This window comes from Parabacteroides faecalis (assembly GCF_022809355.1).
In the GTDB taxonomy this organism is placed as follows: domain Bacteria; phylum Bacteroidota; class Bacteroidia; order Bacteroidales; family Tannerellaceae; genus Parabacteroides; species Parabacteroides faecalis.
Window position 1 is genome coordinate 1 of the sequence record NZ_JAKZMM010000032.1, and the last position, 25,528, is coordinate 25,528.

The window sequence follows — 25,528 nt, forward strand, 5'->3', positions numbered from 1 at the left end:
CCCTTCCGGAAGAAGGAGGCGATAACCGTTGGTTTCCATAACTGATAATGATTTGTTGTTCTCAAAGATACGATTTTATCGAATTTACCCCTCATATTTTTACGTTGATCCTCTATTTTGATTTACAAGCTCTATCTTATAATCCTTCATTATATAAAACTTACTTCACAATATATCGGAATATTATACAAGTATATCAAAATATAATATCACAGTTGGTTGAGAAATCTTCTGTTTATTTGCATAAAAATTCAAGGTATGCATACTTATCTTACATCTCTTTTACTTGTGTCCGGATTAGCTTTTGGTACTGCTACGGCTAGTGCTGAACGACTTTGGACTATCGGACAAAATGATAATCAAGCAACAGGTTTTGCTTTGGCTCCCAATCAATACAAAGATTTCCTTGCTCATGATTTTGGATATGAAGATCGTTATTTCTTAGTTGGATATTCTGAAGCATCGAAAGATTTTCCGTATGTTATTCCCGGTCCTTCCGACGGATGGGGCGGTACAGGCGGAACTTCCGGATGGAGAACGCATGAAACAACTATCTTATTCGGTATAAATCAAAAGCCGACAACCGGTACATGGAAGTTAGTTATTGATGTTCTCGACAATGCTGTCGAATTGCCTCCACTACTTAAAGTAACTGTTAATGATAAATCCTGGAAATTCCAGCTTCCTGCCGGCAAGAATGCCAAGTCAATCGAAGGTGATCTGAGTGGAACACAGGAACACCGTATTGAGATTCCCATCGACAATGCTTGTATGCAAGAAGGGGGAAACGAAATCCGCCTTTCCGTACTGGAAGGTTCGTGGATTCTTTTTGACCAAGTTTACTTGGATAGTCCGGAAGGAGTTCGCTTACAGAAACCTCAAAAGGCTTTCGTTCGTCGTGTAACTGCGGCTCCTTACGAAATAGAGCAAAACGGACAACATTTCCAACCATTGCTGGTTGATGTTGAAGAATTAGATAAACAACCGAACTTGTCTGTTGAACTGGACGGGAAGTCTATTTTCTCTCAGCGACTGGATACGGCACGTTATGTCTTTGAAGCTCCGATGCCGGCAGTAACGATAGCTAAAGAGAGCCGGTATCGCGTTCGGATTGACGGGAAAATTGTAGAAGAAGGTACGATTCTTCGTGAACCTCAAAGGCTTCAGACGTATGCTGACTATGTAGATACCCGTATTGGTACCGGACATTCCCGTTGGATGATCGCACCCGGACCGTGGATGCCTTTCAGTATGGTGAAGCTAAGTCCCGACAACCAGAATGCAGGCTGGCAAGCCGGTTATCAACCCACGTTCGAAAACATCGGTTGCTTCAGTCACATCCATGAATGGACATTGGGCGGACTCGGATTAATGCCAACCAACGGTAAGTTGGTCATTCAGGAAGGAGATGAAATGGATCCGGATTCCGGTTATCGTTCACGTATCCGCAAGCAAACCGAACAAGCCGGTATCGGATACTATGCCATTCATCTGGACGATTACGATATCCAAGCTGAATTGACAGCCACAACACGCTGCGGATTCCAACGATATACGTTTCCACAGGACCGGGAAGGAGCCCGTGTGCTGGTTGATTTGCACATTCCTACTGAATATGATTATGTATTAAGTGATATTGAAATAAAGAAAGTCGGACCAAACCGGATCGAAGGTGTCAGTCATCAGTTATCTCGGAATGTATGGAGTAACGATGCCGATCAGGACTATCGGCTTTACTTCGTTCTGGAATTCGATCAGCCTATTCAGGAAATGGGCGGATGGACTGACGGAACAGTAGTCAAGACAGAACATCTGACGGGAAAAGACCTGAAAGATGCAGGGTTGTTCCTGCAATTCGACGTCAAGCAGAATCCTACAGTACAGGTTCGTTCCGGCATTTCACTGGTGAGCCTCGAGAACGCTTCTCTCAATCTGAAGACGGAAATCAGCGATCCTTTTGGTTGGAGCTTCGATGCCGTACGTGATCATCAGCAAGCTGTATGGAATGAATTATTTGGCCGTGTAGAAATCTCCACAACCGACCGCCAGGAAAAAGTCCGCTTCTATAATAATATGTATCGAGCATTATGCAGCCGGAATATTTGGAGTGATGTTAACGGACAATGGATATCAACCGATAAGAAAGTTCAGCAGCTAACAGGGAAAGATGATGTTGCTTTAGGATGCGATGCCTTTTGGAATACATTCTGGAACTTAAACCAGTTCTGGAATCTGGTAACTCCCGAATGGAGTCACCGGTGGGTAAACTCTCAGCTTGCCATGTATGATGCCAACGGATGGTTGGCGAAAGGTCCGGCTGGTATGAATTATATACCGGTAATGGTGGCTGAACATGAGATACCGCTTATTGTAGGTGCTTATCAAATGGGAATTCGGGATTTTGATACCAACAAAGCACTCGAAGCGATGCTAAAGATGCAAAAGACACCTTCGCAGAAAGTTTTTGCTGGTTATGCCGGAAACCGTGACCTGGAAGCCTATCTCAAGTATCAATATGTGCCATCCGATTTAGGCCGTTTCTCCAATTCGTTGGAATATGCTTTCGACGACTGGACAGTCGGACAATTTGCCAAAGCTATCGGCAATGAAAAGGTTTATAAGGAATTCAACCAGCGAGGTTCCTGGTGGGAACATGTAATTGAGCCTAAGTCTGGTTTTGCTGCCCTTAAAGATAGTCAGGGAAAATGGGTAGCCGACTTTGATCCGTTCCGTTCAGGAGCCAATCATCATTATGTAGAAGGAAATGCCTGGCAGCTTACCTACTTCGTTCCGCAAGATGTTCCGGCTCTAGCGACAGCTATCGGTAAAGATCGTTTCATCGAACGGTTGGAATGGGGATTTCAAGCCAGTGAACCTTGGCGATACAATGCTCCCAACGATCAATACTGGGATTTCCCGGTCGTACAAGGAAATCAGCAATCCATGCATTTTGCCTTTCTGTTCAATTGGGTAGGAAAACCGTGGCTAACACAGAAATGGAGCCGGTCTATCATCGACCGTTATTATGGTTCGGGTATTGCCAATGCTTACCTGGGAGATGAAGATCAGGGACAAATGAGTGCATGGTTTATTATGGCAGCTATCGGACTTTTCCAGACGGATGGTGGTTGTCAGACCGAGCCTGTTTACGAAATAGCCAGTCCGCTATACGAAAAGATTGTTCTCCATCTCGATAATCGGTATGGAAGAGGAAAAGAGTTTATCATCGAAGCCAAGAATGCTTCCCGACAGAATAAGTATGTACAGTCGGCCACTCTCAACGGAAAGAAGTTGACTTCATTTAAGTTCCCGGCTGCTGAGTTACTGAAAGGAGGAAGTCTGGTTTTGGAAATGGGTGAGAAACCGAATAAAAACTGGGGTAAATAAATGTACGAAACCTTAACAAAGTTGTGTATGTCATGATCACGAACGCCGATCGGGAGAAATCCCGACCGGCGTTTCTTTCTTTTGTCTGACCGGTTTTTATCCGCAATGGAAATAAGTTTCAACCAGTTCAAGCATCTTCCGTTCGTTGTCCATCACCTTACTCCGGATATTCTCGTCCTTAAAGGCTTTCAGACGGGCAATAATGCTGTCAATCATTCCCGGACTGAATACATTGTATTCCTCATATACCGCACGCTGGTCTTGCAGGCATTTTGAAGAAGCCACACAACTATCCGGCAATTGTTTCAGCTTGGCCAGCTTGTCCTTGTTTTCTTTCTTATGAATATTGACATTCACATAAGTTTGTTCGGCTATATCCAATGCATTTTCCATCTCGAAGCCATGACGACAGGCAACAGCCAGACTGGCAATCAGCAGATATACGTCTGCAGAACCATCCGGCGAACGCATTTCTACCGTTTGCTTCTGCGTCGTATCATATTGAGCAGACACACTGGCCGGATTAATCTGTCCGCACATATCTTTTCCGGCCGACCAGCCTAACGGTACACGCACCAGAACCGAACGGTTACGATCTCCCCAACAAATATTCGTCGGAGCTTCCTGATGCGGAACCAGACGGAAATAAGAAGTTGGGTTTGTATTGCCGAATGCCGTAATCGAAGGAGCCAGATCCATCATTCCGGCAATGGCTTTACGGGCTGTTTCCGAAATGATACCGTCTTGTAACATTTGGTTCTTGCCGTCTTTCATCATCCTCATGTGGATATGCAAACCAGAACCAGCCTTTCCAATACTGATCTTCGGAGCAAAGGTTACATTCAAACCTGAGTTATAAGCCTCATTGCGAATCACCCATTTGGCGATCATCAACTGATCGGCTGCGTCTTCAGCAGCAACCGGCAGGAATTCGATTTCATTCTGTTCGAAGTTGAAATCAGTATCTGAGAAGTTTCCTACTTCACTATGACCGTATTTGATCTGTCCGCCACAACGAGCTATCTTTAACATGCAATTGGTTCGGAAATCATTATTCTTGGCAAACGGTGCTGATTCGTGATATCCCCGCTGATCAACAGCCGGAAAGTCGTCTTGAACTTCATCAATCACATAAAATTCCAGTTCACCCATGGCCTGAAACTCCATACCTGTCACTTTCTTGAAGGCATCGCATGCCTTATGCAAGACGTATTCAGGTGAACTGTCCAATAATTCTCCGTCTTTATTGAAGTACGAACACAACATCGTTACGGTTTTCTCTACAGCAAACGGATCTACGAAAGCGGTACGATACCGGGGAATAACATATAAGTCACTACTACTGGCTTCGATGAAAGGGAAAAGACTGGAACCGTCCACCCGTTCACCACAGCTGAGGATCTCATCCAGGTAATCCAAATCGTTAATGACAAAGTTTAATGTCTTCAAGCGGCCATCACCTCCCGGATACATGAAATTGACCATATTCACTTCATTTTCCATGATAAAGCGCTTGATATCTTCTTTCGTAAATTGAGAAGCCGGTTTCTTCAGATAGGCAACCAGCTCATTCTTGTTCAATGCTAATCTATTATCCATCGCTAATTAAATTATTAAGGTTATGCTAATATCGATTCGATTTGTTCTAGTTCTTCGTCTGTAAAAGAAAGGTGTTCGAGTGCTTTCAGGTTATCATCCAGCTGTGCTACCGAACTGGCTCCAATCAAAACACTGGTAACCCGCTTGTCGCGCATGATCCAAGCCAGAGCCATCTCTGCCAATGTCTGTCCGCGTTGTGCCGCCAGTTCATTCAAACGGGTAATACGGGCAATCTTGTCGGCCGTTACTTGTTCGCGCTTCAGATGCCCCGTTGGTTTGGCAGCCCGCGAATTTTCCGGAATGCCATGCAGGTATTTGTCGGTCAGCAAGCCTTGTGCCAATGGCGAGAAAGCAATCATACCCACACCTTCCTCATCGAGAACAGAAAGTAATTCCGGCTCAACCCAACGATCCAGCATCGAATAACGAGCCTGATGAATCAGGCAATGTACCTTATGCTCCTTCAGAACTTCCAAAGCGGCCCGTGTCTGTGCAGGATTATAATTGGAGATACCCACGTAAAGCGCCTTTCCCTGCCGTACAATATCCACCAAAGCCCCCATCGTTTCTTCAATCGGAGTTTCCGAATCCGGACGATGCGAATAGAAAATGTCTACATACTCCAAACCCATCCGCTTCAGACTCTGGTCAAGACTTGCCATCAGATATTTCCGGCTTCCCCAGTTGCCATACGGACCCGGCCACATATCGTATCCGGCTTTCGTCGAGATCAACAACTCATCCCGGTAAGCTCCCAGACCTTTCTTCAATATCCGTCCGAAGTTTTCTTCTGCCGAACCATACACCGGTCCGTAGTTGTTCGCCAAATCAAAATGAGTTACGCCCCGATCAAAGGCTCGAAAGGCGATTTGCTTAAACTGTTCGAACACATCCACACTCCCGAAGTTATGCCACAAGCCCAGCGAAATAGCCGGAAGCAGAAGCCCACTCTTTCCACATCGGCGATATGGCATCTGTTCATACCGCTGCTTGTCCGCCAAATATATATCCATGGTATTTGTCTTTTAAATAATTTATAAATTCCGCTACCCAAGGATAGCCTTACAAAACTAAAGATTTTTCTCGGGAAACAAAACGTCTGAAGGAAAATCTAAGCAATAAAATACAAAAGGCCCGTCAGCCACTCCTACCCGATCCGATACTCATTAGTCCTTTCCCAGTGAACAACTAAGCCAAAAGTAAGGAGATATTAGCTTTCCTCCGAACGCAGGAACACCATCCTCCGGTCGGAGGAACAGTTTCCTTCGATCGGAGGAAACCCTTCCTTCGGCCGAAGGAAAGTTAATATCTCAGCAGATCAGGACTAATACTTCGGGAGAATAACCCTTAGGATTCGGCAGGCAAGAAAGAATGCGTCCTCAACACGGCAACATCCTCTCCTATAATTTTCAAACGACGATTGCCTATTCTCCATTTTTTATTACATTTGCAATCAATTTCGACCTGTTCGTTTAAGGTTATCAAACAATATGAGAAAAATAGTACTATCAACATTCCTTTTATTTTCGGTGTTCTGTTGCTTCGGACAAACTTCCAACAAAAGAGTTTGCCGACTTGGGTTCACCTACGACATAAGCCAGAACAGCAACTGGGGTAAGAATAATCTGGTCGTAACGTCGGTTAGTCCTTATTCCAATGCCGAGAAAGCCGGTATTCAACCCTACGACATCATTACCCATATCGAGAGTATTCCGGTGTCAGATGTATCCAATGATGAGATTGCCCAATTGCTGAATCCGGCCAACAAACGGAACATCATGCTGACTATCAAATCGACTTCATCTCCTTCGCGCGAGGTCATCCTCAACAAAGAGTGCAAGCAGATCAACGAGATCAGCGAGAATCAATTGGCGATGGCTTTCAATATGTACAGTCTTGAGACGACATCCGAACGTGAATTTGTCTGTCCTTTCAAAACAGTTGCGACAACAGATACCGTCGATTTCGGACAGTTCCGCTCATATAAGTTTGCAGCTACCGACGAAAACACAGAGTTGGAAGCCAACATCAATCGGGTTATCGAAAAGGAATTGGCCAAGAAAGGTTTTACCAGCGACGAACAAAACCCGGATCTGCTTATTCAGACCTTTTATTATTTCGACAAGAATCCGAATTATGTAGGTCCTAATCCCATCAAATTGAAACAGCCGGTATATCGTTTTAATATCAGCCGCAACAAGATGGAAAAGGTACCTTTCCTTGATCCGTCGGCATCCGAATCCGAAGCAGCTTATTTGTTGCAGTTCGGAATCCGTATCATCGATCAGAAAGTAAGTGCCGGTCGTGTCTTATGGGAATGCGAAGCCAACGAATTGCTCGAAGAAGCTTATCACCTGGAAGAGTATGCACAAATCCATGTACCGCTTATGCTGATGCAATTCCCTTACCTGAAGTATAAGAAGAATGTACATTTCACCGTCAGTCAATGTACCTACAATTATACAGGTATCAACTACGACATGGACAAGCTGAGTACTGTCGTATCGGTCGACCGCAACTCTCCTGCCCACGAAGCCGGAGTTCGCGCTAAAGATGTCATTGAAGGAATTGAAGGACAAAGTACCGATTACTCGATAGAAGAGTTTACAGCAGCCTATCGCCAGTTTATTACCAATACGATGGAGCTGAGAAATCCGGAAACCCGGTTTACCGACAGTAAAGGTTTCAGCCGTTGCATGTATTGGGATGCATTCAAGTATCCGCAGGTAAACAAAGCCATTCAGAATCCGAATAACCTCACGGCTTTCGCCTACCTGTATTACTTTGCGCCTTACATCAACCCGACCAGCAATAATGCAATTACCTTTTACGTCAAACAAGGAACCGAACGGAAAAAGATTATCATCCGGCCTACGATTCGTACCGGTATCATTATTGAATTAAAATAAACAGCAAATAAAAAACAAACGTGATATATCCTTCTAATTTTGAGCAAAAGACGGGCTTTGATAAAGTTCGTCTTTTGGTTTCAGACAAATGCCTTAGCCCACTGGGTAAAGAGAGAGTCGCAGCCATGTCCTTTTCTACGGACTACGCCTTTATCAGTAATGAACTCGATTTAGTGGACGAGTTTGTAAAGATTCAACAAGGCGAAACCGATTTTCCCGCCAACTACTTTTTCGACGTACGTTATTCACTGAAGCGTATCCGCCCGGAAGGAACCTGGATGGACGAAAAAGAATTGTTTGATCTGAAGCGCTCATTACAGACCATACACGATATTATCCGCTTCTTCCAGCCGGGCGAAGATGAGGAAATCAAATATCCGGCACTGACAGCACTGGCTGGAGATATTCTGGTCTTCCCTCAGTTGGTGGGCCGTATCGATACGATTCTCGACAAGTTTGGGAAAGTGAAAGATAGTGCATCACCCGAATTGCAGACGATCCGCCGCGAGATGACCATTACCATGAGTAACATCTCCCGGAATCTGCAATCCATCCTGCGGGCAGCCCAAAGCGAAGGCGTTGTAGAAAAAGACGTAACGCCCACCATGCGTGACGGGCGCCTGATGATTCCGGTAGCACCGGCATTCAAACGGAAGATTAAAGGTATTGTACACGACGAATCAGCCAGTGGCAAAACCGTCTTTATCGAACCGGAAAGCGTAGTGGAAGCCAATAACCGCATCCGGGAACTGGAAGGAGAAGAAAAACGGGAGATTATTCGTATCCTCACGGACTTTACCAACTTTGTCCGTCCTTTGGTTCCGGATATCCTTCAGTCGTATGAATTCCTGGCCGATATTGATTTCATTCGTGCCAAAGCTCTTTTTGCTATCGAAATACAAGGGATTCGTCCTGTCGTAGAAGACAAACAGCAACTCGACTGGGCACAGGCCATTCATCCCCTACTTTATCTCTCGTTGAAGAAGCAACATAAAGAAGTGGTTCCGTTGGATATTGAACTGACAACCGAGAAACGCCTGCTGATCATCTCCGGTCCGAATGCCGGCGGTAAGTCAGTTTGCCTGAAAACAGTCGGTTTGTTGCAATATATGTTGCAGTGTGGTTTGCTGGTCCCGATGCACGAAAGTTCACGGACTGGCTTATTCGAACACTTGTTTATCGACATCGGCGACGAACAAAGTATCGAAAATGACCTGAGTACGTATTCATCGCATCTGACGCACATGAAATACTTCGTCCGGAACTGTAACGAACGGACCATTCTATTGATAGATGAGTTTGGAAGCGGTACGGAACCGCAGATCGGAGGCGCCATTGCCGAAGCCCTGCTCAACCGATTCAACCAGCATAAGAGTTTTGGTGTGATCACAACGCACTACCAGAACTTAAAGCATTTTGCCGAAGACACACCGGGAATCGTTAATGGAGCTATGCTGTACGACCGCCATCTGATGCAGCCTTTATTCAAGCTGGCTATCGGAAATCCAGGCAGTTCGTTTGCCATTGAGATTGCCCGAAAGATCGGATTGCCGGAAGATGTCATCGCCGAAGCTTCTGAAAAGGTCGGCATGGATTATATCAACATGGATAAATACTTGCAAGACATCGTACGCGACAAGCGATACTGGGAAAGCAAACGGCAGAATATCCGGCAACGGGAAAAGAAACTGGAAGACATCATTGCCCGGTATGAAAAAGATTTGAGCGAGGTAAACAGTCAGCGGAAAGAAATCGTACGGGAAGCCAAAGCGGAAGCCTCTCGTATTTTATTGGATGCCAATGCCCGAATCGAGAATACCATCCGCGAAATCAAGGAAGCACAGGCTGAGAAAGAACGGACCAAACAAGCCCGACAAGAATTACAGTCGTTCAAGGATTCGGTCAGCGATGCCCAAGAAGAAGACGACAAGCTTGCCCGTAAGATGGCTAAACTGAAGGAACGTGCCGAACGGAAGAAACAGAAACAAAAGGCCTCTGCACAGCCGGTATTTAACCGGGATGTCATCGAAGTGGGCGATGCTGTCCGGCTGAAAGGACAGACTTCGGTCGGAACCGTTATGGAACTGCAAGAGAAACAGGCAACCGTTGCCTTCGGTATGATCAAGAGTACAGTCAAACTGGATCGCTTGGAGAAAGTCAGCAAGAACCAAATCAAGAAAGAAATCCAGAAGAGTACGTTCGTCAGCGAACAGACTTCCGATCAAATGCACGAAAAACGTTTGCATTTCAAGCAAGAAATCGATGTACGCGGAATGCGCGGAGAAGAAGCGTTGCAGACAGTTACTTATTTTATTGACGATGCCATCCAAGTAGGTGCTCAACAAGTAAGAATCCTGCACGGGACAGGAACCGGCATTCTTCGTCAGCTTATCCGCGAATACCTTCGCAGTGTGCCGGGAGTCCGTAGTTTCCACGACGAACATGTCCAGTTTGGTGGAGCCGGAATTACTGTAGTTGAACTTGATTAATCAAACAAAGCCATGAACCGAAAAGAATTAGCTTCCCGAAAGCAACGCCGGAGTGCCAACCGAAGGCTGGCTGAACATTATAAATATGTAGGTGAACAGGTACTGAAGACATCTATCAACCTGATTTCTTACAATAAGCAAACAGTCAAAAAGCAGGTTATTTCTCCCCGGCAAGTTTCTTTCCAGAAGCTTTGTCATTCGGCAGATACACATTGGCTGGAGATTAACGGACTGGCCGATGCCGACATCATCACCCAAATTGTCAAAGACTTCGGGCTGCATAATATTGATGCCAAAGATATCCTGACGCCTCAACATGTAGCCAAAGTCGAGATGTATGGCAATCGGACCCTGATCATCCTCAACGCTTGTTACTACGATGAATCAACCGAACTGCATACCGAACATATCTGTCTGTTGGTAGCCGACAATACCATTGTTACCTTTAAAGAAGGTGATTCCTATTCTATCTTTGAAGGAGTGAAGAAAGCGATCGATGAGAACTTATTGGATATCCGAGCCAACGGAGCCAGTCAACTTCTCATCCATCTGCTGAATGCCATCACATCCAGCCTGGTAGAAACAGCTTCTCAAACGGAAGAAATGCTGGAAGATATCGAAGAGTTATTACTCGACATCCATAATATCCCGGCAAACACAGGACAATTGATTCAAGAACGGCGGAAAGAATCGATCACGATCCGGAAGAATGCCCAGCCCTTAAAGGAACAATTCATCAAGCTGTCCAAGAATCCGGCTCTCATCTCGGCGGAACTGCTTCCGCTCTTCAACGATATATACGACCAGATTCTATTTACCCTACAAACAACCGAAAGCTGTCGAGAAATCATTTCCTCGCTGGTCGATCTTTATATCTCGAATAACGATTTGCGGATGAATGCTATCATGAAACGGCTTACCGTTGTTTCAACGATCTTCATCCCGCTGACTTTCTTGGCTGGCGTCTGGGGAATGAATTTTCAGTTCATGCCCGAACTGGGTTGGAAATACGGATATCTTTTCGCCTGGTTGCTGATGTTATTGGCCGGATTAATCTCCTGGTTATATCTCAGACGGAAAGATTGGAATTGATTAATCATCCGAAAAGGGAAGATACAGCTGTTCCCAATGGCTAATCGTGTCAGTTTCTTCTACCGGATTCGAGACGGCCAATCCGATCAACCGAATCGGATGTTGGGCATAGTCGATTTGTTGCATCAGCTTCTTCGCCAAAGGTAAAATATCATTCAATAAGGTCAGTTCTTTGGGGGCACGCATACTGCGGGTCTTGATCTCAAAGTCGTCGAACTTAACCTTGAGGGTCAGAGTATTTCCCCGGAAATCTTTTCGGGCAATCCGCTCGATTAGTTCGGTGGCTACATGATACAATTCGATTACAACACTCGAACGGGCAGTGATGTCCCGCTCTAACGTATGTTCGCAACCAATCGATTTCCGGATTCGTTCGGCTACGACCGGACGATCATCTTCACCTCTGGCAAAAGCATAATAGAGCAACCCGGCTTTCCCGAATTGCCGTACCAGCATTTCTTGCGAACAGGCCCGTAACTCCGTTCCCGTATGAATACCGAGCAAGTGCATCTTCTTGGCCGTCACCGGACCGACGCCCCAGAATGATTCAATAGGCAACGAGGCAATAAAGTCGAGTGCCTGATCCGGATGAATCGTACAAAGGCCGTCTGGCTTTCGGTAGTCTGATGCGATCTTTGCCAGAAATTTATTGTACGAAACGCCTGCCGATGCCACTAATTGACACCGCTCGCGAATTTCTTGCTTAATGGCTTTCGCGATATCGACTGCCAAAGGTATATTCTTCTTATTATCGGTTACATCCAGAAATGCCTCATCGAGTGAAATCGGTTCTATCAAATCCGTATATTGATGGAATATTTCATGGATCTGTGCCGATACTTTCTTATAGACTTCCATACGTCCAGGCACGAAAATCAGCTGCGGACATAATTTCAAAGCCCGCCGGGAAGCCATGGCCGAACGTACACCAAACTTCCGGGCTTCGTAACTGGCTGCCGCCACTACGCCTCGTTGTTCGGCATGACCAACGGCCAACGGTTTTCCTTTCCATTCCGGATGATCTCGTTGTTCGATCGACGCATAAAAGGCATCCATGTCAATATGAATGATTTTCCGCAAATCCACTTTTCCTATCTCCCGATTTATTCGTCCGACAAAAATAACGATCTTTTCCCGAATCCCCGAATAGAAGAAACAAAACTCCCGAGAATCGGAATCAAAACCAACGAGAATCCAAAACGATTCCAACGAATAGCCACACAAACGTTAAGTATGTTTTATTTTCTGTCAGCAAAACCCGATACGGTTTGCTTATATGAAATATTTTCTATTTCTTTGCGCAACAGATAAGAAACAAAGGGGTGCCCTTTCAAGAGAAAAGGGCTGAGATGATACCCTCACACCTGATGCAGTTCGTACTGCCGTAGGGATTGTTGATGAGCTCTGAGTCAAAAGTAACTTCTCTCTTTTTATAGCCTGCGCACCTTCCTTTGTTGATTGTTCATCATTAAAACAAATAGCCGATGATTATCAAAGTCAACAACAAAGAAATGGAATTGTCCAGTCAGGCTTCTCTCCAGCAACTGGCAGAAACCTTGCAAATGCCCGACAAAGGCGTAGCAGTCGCCGTCAACAACCAAATGATTCCGCGGACAAAATGGTCTGAGACAATTTTACAGGAAAACGACCAGGTAGTTGTGATCAAAGCTGCTTGTGGTGGATAAGTTTATTCGTAGAAAACAATCAATCATATATACATTAATTTATATAAGACAATGGAGAAGTTGGTCATTGCGGGAAAAGAATTCAATTCCCGCTTGTTCTTAGGTACAGGCAAATTCAAATCCAACGATTTGATGGAAAAAGCAATCTTGGCTTCCGGTAGTGAAATGGTAACGGTTGCCATGAAACGAATCGATTTAGACGATAAAGAAGATGATATGCTGCACCACATCGTGCACCCACATATTCAGTTATTACCCAATACATCAGGAGTTCGTAATGCTGAAGAAGCGGTTTTCGCTGCTCAGATGGCACGCGAAGCCTTCGGTACGAATTGGCTGAAACTGGAAATCCACCCGGATCCGCGTTATTTGTTGCCAGACACGGTTGAGACTCTGAAAGCAACCGAACAGCTGGTCAAGCTGGGCTTCGTTGTATTACCGTATTGTCAGGCCGATCCGGTCTTATGCCGTCAGTTGGAAGAAGCCGGAGCTGCAACCGTTATGCCGCTGGGTGCACCTATCGGAACCAATAAAGGTTTGCAGACACGCGAGTTTATCCAAATCATCATTGAGCAGGCTGGTATTCCGGTCGTAGTGGATGCCGGTATCGGAGCTCCGAGTCAGGCTGCCGAAGCCATGGAGTTAGGTGCTTCAGCCGTATTGGTAAATACAGCGATTGCTGTTGCCGGTGATCCGGTTCGTATGGCACAAGCCTTCAAAGCTGCTGTTGAAGCCGGACGTGAAGCGTATGAAGCCGGATTGGGAGGTGTTTCATCTTCATTCCAGGCATCCGCCTCTTCACCACTGACTGCCTTCCTGAACAGTTAATCAGTATTCATTTATTTAGAACTCATACGTATGAATAACGATAAGAAAGCATACGCACAGCGGGAGAAAGCTTATATGAACGGAAAGCTTTTCCCTTTCATCCGGGTCGGAATGCAGAAAGTAAATCTGACGCCTACCGTTAAGATCGTAAACGGAGAAAAGGTAATGACACCGAATACTCCCGTTTACATCTATGATACCAGCGGACCATTCAGTGATCCGTCCATACAGATTGACCTGAAGAAAGGTCTGCCTCGTATGCGAGAATCATGGATTACTGCGCGCGGTGATGTGGAACAGTTGCCGTCTATCACATCAGAATATGGTAAAATGCGGCGTGACGACAAGTCGCTCGATCATCTCCGTTTCGAACATATAGCCTTGCCTTACCGGGCCAAAGCAGGGAAATGCTGTACACAGATGTATTATGCCAAGCAGGGAATCGTTACTCCGGAAATGGAATACGTAGCCATCCGCGAGAACATGAACTGTCAGGAGCTAGGTATCGATACACATATTACCCCTGAATTTGTTCGCGACGAGATCGCAGCCGGACGGGCTGTCTTACCCGCCAATATCAATCATCCGGAAAGTGAACCGATGATCATCGGCCGGAACTTCCTGGTTAAGATCAATACCAACATCGGCAATTCGGCAACCACTTCCTCCATTGATGAAGAAGTAGAAAAGGCTGTATGGAGTTGCAAATGGGGAGGCGATACGTTGATGGACCTTTCAACAGGAGCCAACATACATGAGACACGCGAATGGATCGTGCGTAATTGTCCGGTTCCGGTAGGTACAGTGCCTATCTATCAGGCTTTGGAGAAAGTCAATGGTAAGGTAGAAGACTTGACTTGGGAGATTTATAAGGACACACTGATCGAGCAATGCGAACAGGGCGTTGACTATTTCACCATTCATGCCGGAATCCGCCGTCATAACGTACACCTGGCAGACAAACGTCTGTGTGGTATCGTCAGTCGTGGAGGTAGTATCATGAGCAAATGGTGCCTGATTCACAACCAGGAGTCTTTCCTCTACGAGCATTTCGATGAGATCTGCGATATTCTGGCCCAATATGATGTAGCTGTTTCCTTAGGCGACGGACTTCGTCCCGGCTCCATTTATGACGCCAACGACGAAGCACAGTTTGCCGAACTGGATACGATGGGCGAACTGGTTGTACGTGCCTGGGAAAAGAACGTACAAGCCTTTATCGAAGGACCGGGTCATGTGCCCTTGCATAAGATTCAGGAAAACATGCAGCGTCAGATTGAGAAATGCCACAACGCTCCTTTCTATACGTTAGGTCCGTTAGTGACTGATATCGCACCCGGATATGATCACATCACGTCGGCTATCGGAGCGGCGCAAATCGGCTGGTTGGGAACAGCCATGCTCTGCTATGTTACGCCGAAGGAACATTTGGGATTGCCCAATAAAGAAGATGTACGTACCGGCGTGATCACCTACAAGATCGCAGCACACGCGGCCGACTTGGCCAAAGGTCATCCGGGAGCTCAGATCCGTGACAATGCATTATCAAAGGCCCGTTACGAATTCCGTTGGCGAGACCAGTTCCATTTAAGCTTGGATCCGGATCGTGCCCTCGCCTATTTCCAGGAAGGCAAACACGAAGATGGCGAATACTGTACGATGTGCGGTCCGAATTTCTGCGCGATGAAGTTGTCGAAAGATCTTTCATCCATTAAATAAATAACGATTACCTATTAACAACGATTCTTCAAATCCGAATTTGGACCATAGAAAAAGAATCGTTGTTAATTATGACCTTTTAATTTTTAATTCACAACATGTTCTCAGAAGAATTAGAAAAAATAGATTGGGACGAAACTACGGCGGCCATTTATGCCAAGACCGACGCGGATGTCCGTCGGGCTTTATCCAAAAGCCATTTGGATGTGCAGGATTTTATGGCATTAATCTCGCCGGCTGCCGAGCCTTATCTCGAACAAATGGCTCAGTTAAGCTATAAATATACGCGCGAACGCTTCGGTAACACGATGTCGATGTTCGTTCCTTTATATATCACCAACTCTTGTACCAATTCATGTGTCTATTGTGGTTTCCATGTCAGCAATCCGATGAAGCGAACGATCCTGACGGAAGAAGAAATCGTCAATGAATACAAGGCGATCAAGAAGTTGGCTCCGTTTGAGAATTTGCTTCTGGTTACAGGCGAGAATCCGGCAAAGGCAGGCGTTCCGTATATTGCCCGTGCTCTCGATCTGGCCAAGCCTTATTTCTCAAACCTGAAGATTGAAGTGATGCCTCTTTCGGCTGAAGAATATCGCGAACTGACGCATCACGGTATGAATGGTGTGATTTGCTTCCAGGAGACTTATCACAAGGCAAATTATAATATCTATCATCCGCGCGGCATGAAGTCGAAGTTCGAATGGCGTGTCAATGGATTCGACCGTATGGGACAAGCCGGCGTACATAGTATTGGTATGGGTGTGCTGATCGGCCTGGAGAAAGAATGGCGTACGGACGTGACTATGATGGCCTATCATCTGCGTTATCTGCAGAAGCATTACTGGAAAACCAAGTACAGCTTTAATTTCCCGCGTATGCGTCCGTCGGAAAACGGAGGGTTCCAGCCGAATGTTGTCATGAGCGACCGCGAATTGGCGCAGGTGACATTTGCAACCCGTATCTTCGATCACGATGTGGATATCTCCTATTCTACCCGTGAAAGCGCCAGCTTCCGCGACAATATGGCACGCCTTGGCGTAACAACGATGAGTGCTGAAAGTAAAACAGAACCGGGAGGTTATTATTCTTATCCGCAAACGTTGGAACAGTTCCACGTAAGTGACGAACGTACCGCCAAAGAAGTAACCCTCGCGTTGAAGAATCTGGGTATCGAACCGGTCTGGAAAGACTGGGATCAGTCGTTCGATGCCGTCAATTGCCAGGAACATGCAGCTACAACAACGGTATAACCGACATATCATCTTGCCAGAGATTGGTGAAGAAGGTCAGATGAAACTAGGCAAAGCGAAAGTTTTGCTTATCGGTGTGGGCGGACTAGGTTCGCCCATTGCTCTTTATTTGGCTGCTGCCGGAGTTGGAAGAATCGGATTGGTGGATGATGATGTCGTTAGTGAATCGAATCTGCAACGTCAGGTTCTTTATACTGAAAGTGAAGTCGGACAGCCCAAGGTGATTTGTGCCGCCCGTCGTTTGCAGGCATTGAATAGTCAGTTGGTAGTGGATACTTTCCCTTGTCGTTTAACCGGCGAGAATGCAGAGGAACTGATTTCCCCATACGACCTGGTTATCGACGGTTGCGATAATTTCCCGACCCGTTATCTGATCAGTGATGTTTCGGCCCGGCTACATATACCTTATATTTACGGAGCTATCCGGGAATTCGACGGACAAGTGGCTGTATTCAATCTGCCGGGAGGGAAAACGTACCGGGAATTATTTCCGGAAACGGAAACCAGTCAGATGGAAACGCCGCCTAAAGGTGTGATGGGCGTATTGCCCGGAGTCGTTGGTTGTGTGGAAGCTTCCGAAGCCATCAAACTGATTACCGGTTGTGGCGAACCCTTAAATGGGAAGCTTTGGACAATCGATCTGAAGACCATGAACACTTTCCTCTTCTCTCTTTAATCGGCTGGAGCATTCTTCCGTCGGCTTAATATAAGCAAAGAAGAATTTGTATAAATACGGATCTTTTACCTAAATACGCCTTCGTATCTTCGATAAAAGATCCGTATATTTATGAAAATACAGCCCATTAAAGATTCTTCATCAGCTCAACAAAAACAAAGTGAACGGATAAACTGTTATTTATTGATAGAATTATCTGTAAGCATTGAGAAATAATAAACTGTTGAACTTAAAAAGCGAAGACAATGAATATACTGGAAAAGCTGAAACGTAACCATCATCCGCATTCCGGAGCACTCGAATTATTGAAATACATCGGACCCGGATTGCTTGTCACCGTCGGATTCATTGATCCGGGTAATTGGGCCACCAATCTGGCTGCCGGATCTGAGTTTGGATATGCTTTACTTTGGGTCGTTACCTTCTCGTCCATCATGCTGATTATTATCCAGCATAACGTTGCACACTTGGGAATCGTGACCGGACTATGCCTATCTGAAGCGACAACCCAATATTTACCTAAAAAACTCAGCCTGCCGATTTTGATTTCTGCCATGATGGCAAGTATTTCCACTTCACTTGCTGAAATATTAGGTGGCGCCATTGCCTTGAAGATGTTATTCAGTATTCCGATCAAAGCCGGAGCTGTTATTGTAACACTGGCGTGTCTGATTATGTTGCTAAGCAATACCTACAGCAAAATAGAACGCTGGATCATCATGTTCGTTTCCATCATCGGACTTTCTTTCCTGTATGAACTGGCGCTGGTAGATGTTAACTGGCAGGAAGCTGCCGTAGGTTGGATCAAACCTTCGTTTCCGGATCATTCCCTGCTGATTGTCATGAGTGTATTGGGTGCCGTCGTAATGCCTCATAACCTGTTCTTACATTCCGAAGTGATACAGAGCCGGAAATGGAATCTGGAAGACAAGACCGTCATTCACAAACAACTTAAATATGAATTCTACGATACGCTCCTGTCAATGGTAATCGGCTGGGGCATTAATTCGGCAATGATTATTCTGGCGGCTTCGACCTTCTTTCAGGAGAAAATAGCTGTCAGCGAACTGGATCAGGCACAACAGCTCTTATTCCCGCTCGTTGGGAACAATGCCGGTGTCATCTTTGCTGTCGCTTTATTAATGGCGGGTATTTCATCTACGATAACTTCGGGTATTGCCGGAGCTTCCATCTTCGCCGGTATCTTCGGAGAAGCTTACCATCACAAAGATATACACTCGAAAATAGGTGTGCTTTGTTCTTTCCTTCCGGCTCTCCTTCTGATCTTTGTTGTAGGTGATCCTTTCCGCGGACTGATCCTTTCGCAAATGGTACTGAGTATTCAATTACCAATTACTATCTTTACGCAGGTTTATCTCACATCCAGTAAAAAGGTAATGGGCGAATTTGCCAATAGCCGGTTAACGAATATCGTATTACTGATATTAGGTACCATCGTCAGCCTGCTCAATCTGTTTCTTTTGGCACAGTTGGTTATAGGCTGAGGATGAGAAACCATCCGATGTTTTGTAATAAGATTGTAATATTGATTTCATTTAACCGAAACATAGCAATCGTTCCTTTGCAATAGAATTGAAAAATATAATAAAAGTACTATGGCAACAAAACAAAATCCTCATATCCTGGTCGTTGATGACGAAGAAGATTTGTGCGAAATCTTGAAATTCAACCTCGAAACAGAAGGATACGAAGTAGATACAGCTTACAGTGCAGAAGAAGCACTTACACTGAATCTAACCGATTACGACTTGCTCTTGCTTGATGTTATGATGGGAGAAATATCAGGTTTCAAGTTGGCAAGCATGCTGAAGAAAAATGAGAAGACAGCTCATATTCCGATTATATTCCTGACAGCCAAAGACACCGAAAACGATATGCTGACAGGATTCAACTTGGGTGCCGACGATTATATTTCCAAACCTTTTTCGATCAAGCAGGTACAGGCTCGTGTCAAGGCTGTATTAAGAAGAAGTATGGAAGAAAAGAAGCCTGTCAACGAAAATATCCTGACGTATAATACACTGAAATTGGATACCCAGCGTATCAAAGCTTCGATCAACGGAGAAGAAGTGGCACTGACCAAAAAGGAGTTTGAGATTCTGAAACTCCTGCTTGAGAATATCAACCATGTTTTCTCTCGCGAAGAAATATTGTCGCGTGTATGGAAAGATGAAGTATATGTACTCGACCGAACGATCGACGTTAATATCACTCGTCTGCGCAAGAAAATCGGAGAATACGGAAAGAACATTGTGACGCGCCTCGGCTTCGGATACTGTTTTGAAGGTTGAATGCCGTATCCTGGAAAGAATTATACGAAAGGAATGTTGAATGGAAAATAAAACAGAAAAAATAATTACGAACAACCGGATACCGTTTAGCCAACGATTGTTTTGGTCTATCTTCTTTATTTTTCTCGGATTCACCGGATGTGTGTTGATCTTTCAATACCAACGGGAAACCGAATTTGCCCAAGAAAAGCTGGATACCGTCTTAAAGACATACAATCATCAGATTCATTATCGCATCCAGCATGAGAAAACACATCGGATTGATAGTATCATTCAGACATTTCTCAATGAAATTCCGCAGAAAGATATCCGCGTAACGGTTATCAATCCGGAGGGAGACGTATTATTTGACAACAGCGGAAATGATATCTTTGAGAATCATAACGACCGAAGCGAAGTACATAACGCACGACTGACTAAAAAGAGTTTTTCCATCCGAAAATCGCGGACTACCGGAAAGCGTTACTTCTACTCCGCTTCCAATATCAACAATTATATCTATCGGACGGCAATACCATACGACCCGTATGTGAAAGGTGTATTGGCCATCAACAAGGATTTTATCTATTTTATGGGGTTGATGGTCGTGATTTTCCTCTTCGTATTGTCTAAATTCACCTTGAGTATCGGACAAACGATCTCCAAATTAAGAGACTTTGCCCGAAACATTCGGGATGTCAAACAAGATGACGAGGATTATATCTTCCCCAACGACGAACTGGGTGATATCTCGAAACAGATCATTACCCTATATCATAAACAGCAAAAAGCGAAAAACGATTTGGCGGTCGAACGGGAAAAGATCATCAAACATTTCCAGTATTCACGGGAAGGCTTTGCGATGTTTACCGACGACGGACAGGAAATCCTGTCGAACATCCTTTATATCCAGTTTGCCAATCTGATTTCCGACACGCCAATCCACGCAGCCGAAGAAGTATTGGACTTGGAAGAGCTTGCTCCTATCCGGAACTTCCTGGAAGAACATAAAGGATCGGCCCATAAACGTGTCTTACGTGAGACTATCACCATCGATAAAGGCGGTAAGATTTTCCTGGTTGAATGTATGATGTTCCTCAACAACAGTTACGAAATCTCGATCAACGATATTTCCCGCCAGGAAGAAGAAAGCCGGATGAAAAGACAATTGACGCAGAATATTGCCCACGAACTGAAGACTCCGGTCAGCAGCATTCAAGGATACTTGGAAACGATTATCAACAATCCGGATCTGCCGGCAGACAAACAGAAATTCTTTATCGAACGTTGCTACTCACAAAGTACGCGGCTGACGGTTCTGTTGCAGGATATTTCCGTCTTGAACCGGATGGATGAAGCCGGATCCATGTTTGATCTGACCGACATCAATATCAATCAGCTGGTACAGGAAATAGAGCATGAATGTGCCCAAAAGATGGAAGAGAAACATATTTCCACCCAAATCTGCTTGCCGCCAAACGCAATCATTCACGGAAATCATTCTTTGCTTTACTCCATCTTCCGGAATCTGTTCGACAACTCCATCGCTTACGCAGGAGAAAACATTACCATCAACCTGACCTGTTATAAAGAAGACGAGAAATTCTATTATTTCAACTTCTCGGACAACGGTATCGGAGTTGAAGAAGAACATATCAACCGTATCTTCGAGCGCTTCTACCGAGTCGATAAGGGCCGTAGTCGCAAACTGGGAGGAACCGGATTAGGCCTTTCGATCGTAAAGAATGCCGTTCTTTTCCACAAAGGACAGATTTCGGCCAAGAGCCAAAAGGGAAAAGGCATCAGCTTCCTATTTACCCTGAAGAAACATATCTAAAAGCATTGGGCTTTTCACATCCATAAAATGCCCCGCCTCAAGTTAAACAACAGACTTCTGGCGGGGTATTTTTGTGATCCTCAGCAAAAAGATATCCAAATGTCGTTTATTTTTTATCGTTCCACGTAGGTGGAATGATCGTTTCACCTAGGTGGGACGATCGTACCACAAGGGTGAAACGATCGAATCACCCGGGTGAAACGGTAAAAATCTCTTATGAATCAGATTTAATCCTTGTCATTTAATGGATTTAGTTGACTTAAAATCTCTTTATAAATAAAAGGGGTTGACTCTTATTGCTCTTATTCATTGACTGGATTGACTCTACAAGAAACAACCATCATCGTTTAATGAAGACACAAAAAAAGCCAGAGATGAACGCTCACCTCTGGCTTTCGTATGCTTAATCAACGGGAAAGATTATTCTTCCTCGCTGTCGTCTTCCTTCATGTTATGGAAAACATTCTGAACATCGTCGTCTTCTTCCAGCTTTTCGATCAGCTTTTCGATTGTTTCACGCTGTTCCGGAGTTACTTCCTTCAAATCATTCGGAATACGAACGAACTCACTACTTGTGATTTCATATCCGTTTTCTTCCAAATACTTCTGGATAGCTGCATTCTGGGCAAATTCACCGTACAGAACAACTTCATTGCTTTCGTCGTCTACATCCAGTTCATCTACACCAAAGTCGATCAATTCCAGTTCCAAATCATCCAAAGAAACATTTTCCGGTTTCACGATATGGAATACACACTTGTGAGTAAACAAGAATTCCAAGCTACCTGTTGTACCTAACGAACCGCCACATTTGTTGAAGTAACTACGTACATTGGCTACCGTACGTGTTGTATTATCTGTAGCTGTTTCTACGAAGATGGCAATACCAAAAGGACCGTAACCTTCGTAATTCATTTCCTTATAATCAGTGAAGTCTTTTGATACAGCACGCTTGATAGCTCTTTCCACGTTTTCCTTCGGCATGTTTTCCTTCTTGGCTGTCTGCATCAAGACACGCAAACGCGGATTGTTTTCTGGTTCCGGACCACCTTGTTTAGCACAAATGGTGATTTCCTTACCCAGTTTTGTAAATACACGGGCCATATTGCCCCAACGTTTAAACTTTCTTGCTTTACGGAACTCAAACGCTCTTCCCATACTATGTTATTGTTTTATTATTATTTTTAATATAGTCCTTATTTCATCCCATTATCGCAGCTGTGCACCCAGCTTCTGTTCCAGGTTAGTCTGGATCTTCTTCATGATGGCATCAATCTGCTTATCGTTCAATGTCTTTGTTTCATCCTGCAAATAGAAGCTAACCGCATACGATTTCTTGCCTGCCGGCAGATTCTTTCCTTCATAAACATCAAACAAAGTCACATCCTTCAACAGCTTACGTTCGCTTTCCTGTGCAATCTTCTGGATTTCGGCAAACTGAACAGCCTTATCCAACAGCAAAGCCAAATCACGCTTAACAGCCGGGAACTTCGACAAATCCGTATAAGTTACTTTGTTCTTCTTCGTTTCCTTCATCAACGCGTTCCAAGAGAATTCGGCAAAGTAAACTTCGGTATCAATATCCATAGCCTTACAAATCTTATGGCTAACGATACCCATTGTACCCAGTTGCTTGCCGGATTGCGTCGTGATACTCAAAGCAGCGTCATAAATATCATTTGTCAGATTACCGAAGATCACCTTCTTCAGGTTCACGCCCAAGCGAACCAGCATATTTTCTACATAAGCTTTCAGTTCATATACAGATGACTTCTCGTTCGGATGAGCCCAGTTGTTTTCAACACGGTTACCACACAACCACAAAGCCAAGCGGTAATCTTCACTGAATTCACCCAAAGCCTGATCTTCTTTCTTGTTTTCCTTATTATAACCGTAACAGTTACCGAACTCAAAGAAGCGGATATTTCCATTCTTACGCTTCATATTGTGTTCTACGCTTTCCAAACCACCGAACAACAATGTCTGACGCATACAGTTCAAGTCCGCACTCAACGGATTCATCAGCATCACACAATGATCAGCCGGATACGTAGTCAACTTATCATAATAAGCCGAACGAGTCAATGAGTTATTCAGGATTTCATTGAAACCACAACCACACAATTGCTCAGAAATCAGGTTCTGCATCTTATAGCTATGATCAGTCGGTGTCTGATAGCTCAGATTTGATTTGACATGATCGCTAAACTCGATGTTATTATAACCATAAATACGCAGAATATCTTCGATAACATCCACATCACGCTGAACATCGATACGATAAACCGGAACTTCCAGGCTTAAACCTTCGGCTGTTTCGTTCGTAATCTTCATTTCCAGACTCTCCAGAATACTCTTCACAGTTTCTACCGGAATAACCTTTCCTGTCAGAGAGTTGATCTTATCATAAGTAATATTTACCTGATACGGATTAAATACTGTCGGATAAATATCCTGAATATCGCCTGTAATAGTTCCGCCAGCCAGTTCTTTCACCAGCAAAGCCGCATATTTCAAGATATAAACTGTTACATTCGGATCCAAACCACGTTCATAACGGAAAGAAGCATCTGTATTCAAACCGAAACGGCGTGCACTCTTACGAATCCATGTAGGATGGAAAGTAGCTGATTCCAAGAATACATCTGTTGTATTCTCAGTAACACCTGATTCCAAACCGCCGAATACACCAGCAATACACATAGGCTCTTCGGTGTTACAAATCATCAGATCGCGAGCTGTCAAAGTGCGTTCTACACCGTCAAGGGTAACAAACTTCTGTCCTTCTTCGGCAGACTTAACGATAACTTTACCACCTTTTATTTTACCTGCATCAAATGAATGCAACGGTTGTCCCATACCATGCAAGATATAATTCGTTATATCCACCACGTTATTGATTGGACGCAGACCAATTGTACGCAGTTTGTTTTGCAACCATTCCGGACTTTCTTTGACGGTCACACCTTTTATCGTTACACCTGAATAACGCAAGCAAGCTTCTGTATTCACTACTTCTACCTGAATGGCCGGAGTTTGGTCGTCAATCTGGAAAGCATCCACAGAAGGACGTTTCAATGCAGACGGCTTTCCGTTTTGCTTCAGATAAGCAGCCAAGTCACGAGCAACACCGAAATGAGAAGTAGCATCCACACGGTTCGGTGTAATGTCCACTTCCAATACATAATCGCTCTTTATATTATAGTATTCTTTAGCAGGAGTTCCTACAACGGCATCAGCCGGCAATACAATAATGCCCGAATGATCGGTACCAACGCCTATTTCGTCTTCTGCACAGATCATACCATTCGACTCTACACCACGCAGTTTAGACCGCTTAATGGTAAATTCCTTATCACCATCGTATAACTTGGTTCCATTAACGGCTACTACGACTTTCTGACCGGCAGCAACATTCGGCGCACCACAAACGATCTGTAACGGTTCACCGCTACCCACATTAACTGTTGTCACATGTAAATGATCTGAATTGGGATGAGCCTCACAGGTAAGTACTTCGCCGATTACCAGTCCTTCCAAGCCACCTTTGATGGTCTGCACTTCTTCAATACCGCCCGTTTCCAGACCAATGGAAGTCAGGGCATCTGCTACTTCTTCAGGCTGTAAATCGAAATCAAGATATTCTTTCAGCCAGTTGTAAGATATGTTCATCGTTATTTAAGTTTTTCTATATTCTCTTTCCTGAATGAGTTACCTTATATACCTAAAAACAATAACTCACGCCTTAATGACTTGCAAAAAT

General features: G+C 44.6%; 17 protein-coding genes and 1 riboswitch. Of the genes, 12 read left to right on the plus strand and 5 right to left on the minus strand.

Annotated features, from left to right (window positions below; all coding sequences use genetic code 11):
* Window positions 1–258: 258 nt before the first annotated feature.
* Window positions 259–3,387: a GH92 family glycosyl hydrolase gene (locus MUN53_RS12260; RefSeq protein WP_243325704.1), complete on the plus strand. Its 3,129-nt coding sequence runs from the start codon at window positions 259–261 to the stop codon at window positions 3,385–3,387.
* A gap of 96 nt (window positions 3,388–3,483) precedes the next feature.
* Here MUN53_RS12260 and MUN53_RS12265 read toward each other — a convergent pair whose 3' ends face one another.
* Window positions 3,484–4,986: a glutamine synthetase family protein gene (locus MUN53_RS12265; RefSeq protein WP_243325706.1), complete on the minus strand. Its 1,503-nt coding sequence runs from the start codon at window positions 4,984–4,986 to the stop codon at window positions 3,484–3,486.
* 20 nt (window positions 4,987–5,006) lie between these two features.
* A complete protein-coding gene (mgrA, locus tag MUN53_RS12270) occupies window positions 5,007–5,999 on the minus strand; it encodes an L-glyceraldehyde 3-phosphate reductase (protein ID WP_243325711.1) in 993 nt (330 codons plus the stop codon).
* A gap of 477 nt (window positions 6,000–6,476) precedes the next feature.
* On the opposite strand from mgrA, the gene MUN53_RS12275 reads away from it, so the two are divergent.
* From MUN53_RS12275 to corA, 3 genes are read left to right on the plus strand one after another with little or no spacing between them, the layout of a single operon-like run.
* Window positions 6,477–7,895: a DUF4136 domain-containing protein gene (locus MUN53_RS12275; protein ID WP_243325712.1), complete on the plus strand. Its 1,419-nt coding sequence runs from the start codon at window positions 6,477–6,479 to the stop codon at window positions 7,893–7,895.
* Between the two features lie 20 nt (window positions 7,896–7,915).
* Complete coding sequence (locus MUN53_RS12280) at window positions 7,916–10,384, plus strand: endonuclease MutS2 (RefSeq protein ID WP_243325714.1); 2,469 nt, start codon at window positions 7,916–7,918, stop codon at window positions 10,382–10,384.
* A gap of 12 nt (window positions 10,385–10,396) precedes the next feature.
* A complete protein-coding gene (gene corA / locus MUN53_RS12285; protein ID WP_243325715.1) occupies window positions 10,397–11,476 on the plus strand; it encodes a magnesium/cobalt transporter CorA in 1,080 nt (359 codons plus the stop codon).
* Here corA and dinB read toward each other — a convergent pair whose 3' ends face one another.
* Window positions 11,477–12,562, minus strand: a complete 1,086-nt coding sequence (gene dinB, locus MUN53_RS12290; protein WP_243325754.1) for a DNA polymerase IV — start codon at window positions 12,560–12,562, stop codon at window positions 11,477–11,479.
* A 222-nt stretch (window positions 12,563–12,784) separates the two neighbouring features.
* A riboswitch (TPP riboswitch) is annotated at window positions 12,785–12,884 on the plus strand.
* 76 nt (window positions 12,885–12,960) lie between these two features.
* Here dinB and thiS point away from each other — a divergent pair.
* The 8 genes from thiS (at window position 12,961) to MUN53_RS12330 (ending at window position 21,765) form a co-directional block, all read left to right on the plus strand.
* Entirely contained in the window at window positions 12,961–13,161 is a 201-nt protein-coding gene (thiS, locus tag MUN53_RS12295) for a sulfur carrier protein ThiS (RefSeq protein WP_022456034.1), read from the plus strand.
* 51 nt (window positions 13,162–13,212) lie between these two features.
* Window positions 13,213–13,989, plus strand: a complete 777-nt coding sequence (locus MUN53_RS12300; protein WP_243325716.1) for a thiazole synthase — start codon at window positions 13,213–13,215, stop codon at window positions 13,987–13,989.
* Between the two features lie 30 nt (window positions 13,990–14,019).
* Window positions 14,020–15,708, plus strand: coding sequence for a phosphomethylpyrimidine synthase ThiC (gene thiC, locus MUN53_RS12305; RefSeq protein WP_262918234.1), 1,689 nt, complete (start codon window positions 14,020–14,022; stop codon window positions 15,706–15,708).
* A 98-nt stretch (window positions 15,709–15,806) separates the two neighbouring features.
* Window positions 15,807–16,961: a 2-iminoacetate synthase ThiH gene (gene thiH, locus MUN53_RS12310; RefSeq protein WP_022456029.1), complete on the plus strand. Its 1,155-nt coding sequence runs from the start codon at window positions 15,807–15,809 to the stop codon at window positions 16,959–16,961.
* The gene (locus MUN53_RS12315; RefSeq protein WP_243325717.1) at window positions 16,939–17,637 is read left to right on the plus strand and encodes a HesA/MoeB/ThiF family protein; all 699 of its coding nucleotides are present in this window, start codon (window positions 16,939–16,941) and stop codon (window positions 17,635–17,637) included. The genes thiH and MUN53_RS12315 overlap by 23 nt, the downstream gene beginning before the upstream one ends.
* Window positions 17,638–17,882: 245 nt before the next feature.
* A complete protein-coding gene (locus tag MUN53_RS12320; protein ID WP_243325718.1) occupies window positions 17,883–19,142 on the plus strand; it encodes an Nramp family divalent metal transporter in 1,260 nt (419 codons plus the stop codon).
* Between the two features lie 111 nt (window positions 19,143–19,253).
* Complete coding sequence (locus tag MUN53_RS12325) at window positions 19,254–19,949, plus strand: response regulator transcription factor (protein ID WP_022456026.1); 696 nt, start codon at window positions 19,254–19,256, stop codon at window positions 19,947–19,949.
* A 40-nt stretch (window positions 19,950–19,989) separates the two neighbouring features.
* Entirely contained in the window at window positions 19,990–21,765 is a 1,776-nt protein-coding gene (locus MUN53_RS12330; RefSeq protein WP_243325719.1) for a sensor histidine kinase, read from the plus strand.
* Window positions 21,766–22,185: 420 nt separating this feature from the next.
* Here MUN53_RS12330 and MUN53_RS12335 read toward each other — a convergent pair whose 3' ends face one another.
* Window positions 22,186–22,923: a YebC/PmpR family DNA-binding transcriptional regulator gene (locus MUN53_RS12335; RefSeq protein ID WP_243325720.1), complete on the minus strand. Its 738-nt coding sequence runs from the start codon at window positions 22,921–22,923 to the stop codon at window positions 22,186–22,188.
* 51 nt (window positions 22,924–22,974) lie between these two features.
* Window positions 22,975–25,437 (minus strand): phenylalanine--tRNA ligase subunit beta, encoded by a 2,463-nt coding sequence (pheT, locus tag MUN53_RS12340; protein ID WP_243325721.1) that lies wholly within the window; start codon window positions 25,435–25,437, stop codon window positions 22,975–22,977.
* Window positions 25,438–25,528 lie beyond the last annotated feature (91 nt).

Bases quoted from the DNA above. Each gene is read 5' to 3' on its own strand.
- MUN53_RS12260 (WP_243325704.1), top strand. From the start codon at position 259: ATGCATACTTATCTTACATCTCTTTTACTTGTGTCCGGATTAGCTTTT.
- MUN53_RS12265 (WP_243325706.1), bottom strand. From the start codon at position 4,986: ATGGATAATAGATTAGCATTGAACAAGAATGAGCTGGTTGCCTATCTG.
- mgrA (WP_243325711.1), bottom strand. From the start codon at position 5,999: ATGGATATATATTTGGCGGACAAGCAGCGGTATGAACAGATGCCATAT.
- MUN53_RS12275 (WP_243325712.1), top strand. From the start codon at position 6,477: ATGAGAAAAATAGTACTATCAACATTCCTTTTATTTTCGGTGTTCTGT.
- corA (WP_243325715.1), top strand. From the start codon at position 10,397: ATGAACCGAAAAGAATTAGCTTCCCGAAAGCAACGCCGGAGTGCCAAC.
- thiS (WP_022456034.1), top strand. From the start codon at position 12,961: ATGATTATCAAAGTCAACAACAAAGAAATGGAATTGTCCAGTCAGGCT.
- MUN53_RS12300 (WP_243325716.1), top strand. From the start codon at position 13,213: ATGGAGAAGTTGGTCATTGCGGGAAAAGAATTCAATTCCCGCTTGTTC.
- thiC (WP_262918234.1), top strand. From the start codon at position 14,020: ATGAATAACGATAAGAAAGCATACGCACAGCGGGAGAAAGCTTATATG.
- thiH (WP_022456029.1), top strand. From the start codon at position 15,807: ATGTTCTCAGAAGAATTAGAAAAAATAGATTGGGACGAAACTACGGCG.
- MUN53_RS12315 (WP_243325717.1), top strand. From the start codon at position 16,939: ATGCAGCTACAACAACGGTATAACCGACATATCATCTTGCCAGAGATT.
- MUN53_RS12320 (WP_243325718.1), top strand. From the start codon at position 17,883: ATGAATATACTGGAAAAGCTGAAACGTAACCATCATCCGCATTCCGGA.
- MUN53_RS12325 (WP_022456026.1), top strand. From the start codon at position 19,254: ATGGCAACAAAACAAAATCCTCATATCCTGGTCGTTGATGACGAAGAA.
- MUN53_RS12330 (WP_243325719.1), top strand. From the start codon at position 19,990: ATGGAAAATAAAACAGAAAAAATAATTACGAACAACCGGATACCGTTT.
- MUN53_RS12335 (WP_243325720.1), bottom strand. From the start codon at position 22,923: ATGGGAAGAGCGTTTGAGTTCCGTAAAGCAAGAAAGTTTAAACGTTGG.
- pheT (WP_243325721.1), bottom strand. From the start codon at position 25,437: ATGAACATATCTTACAACTGGCTGAAAGAATATCTTGATTTCGATTTA.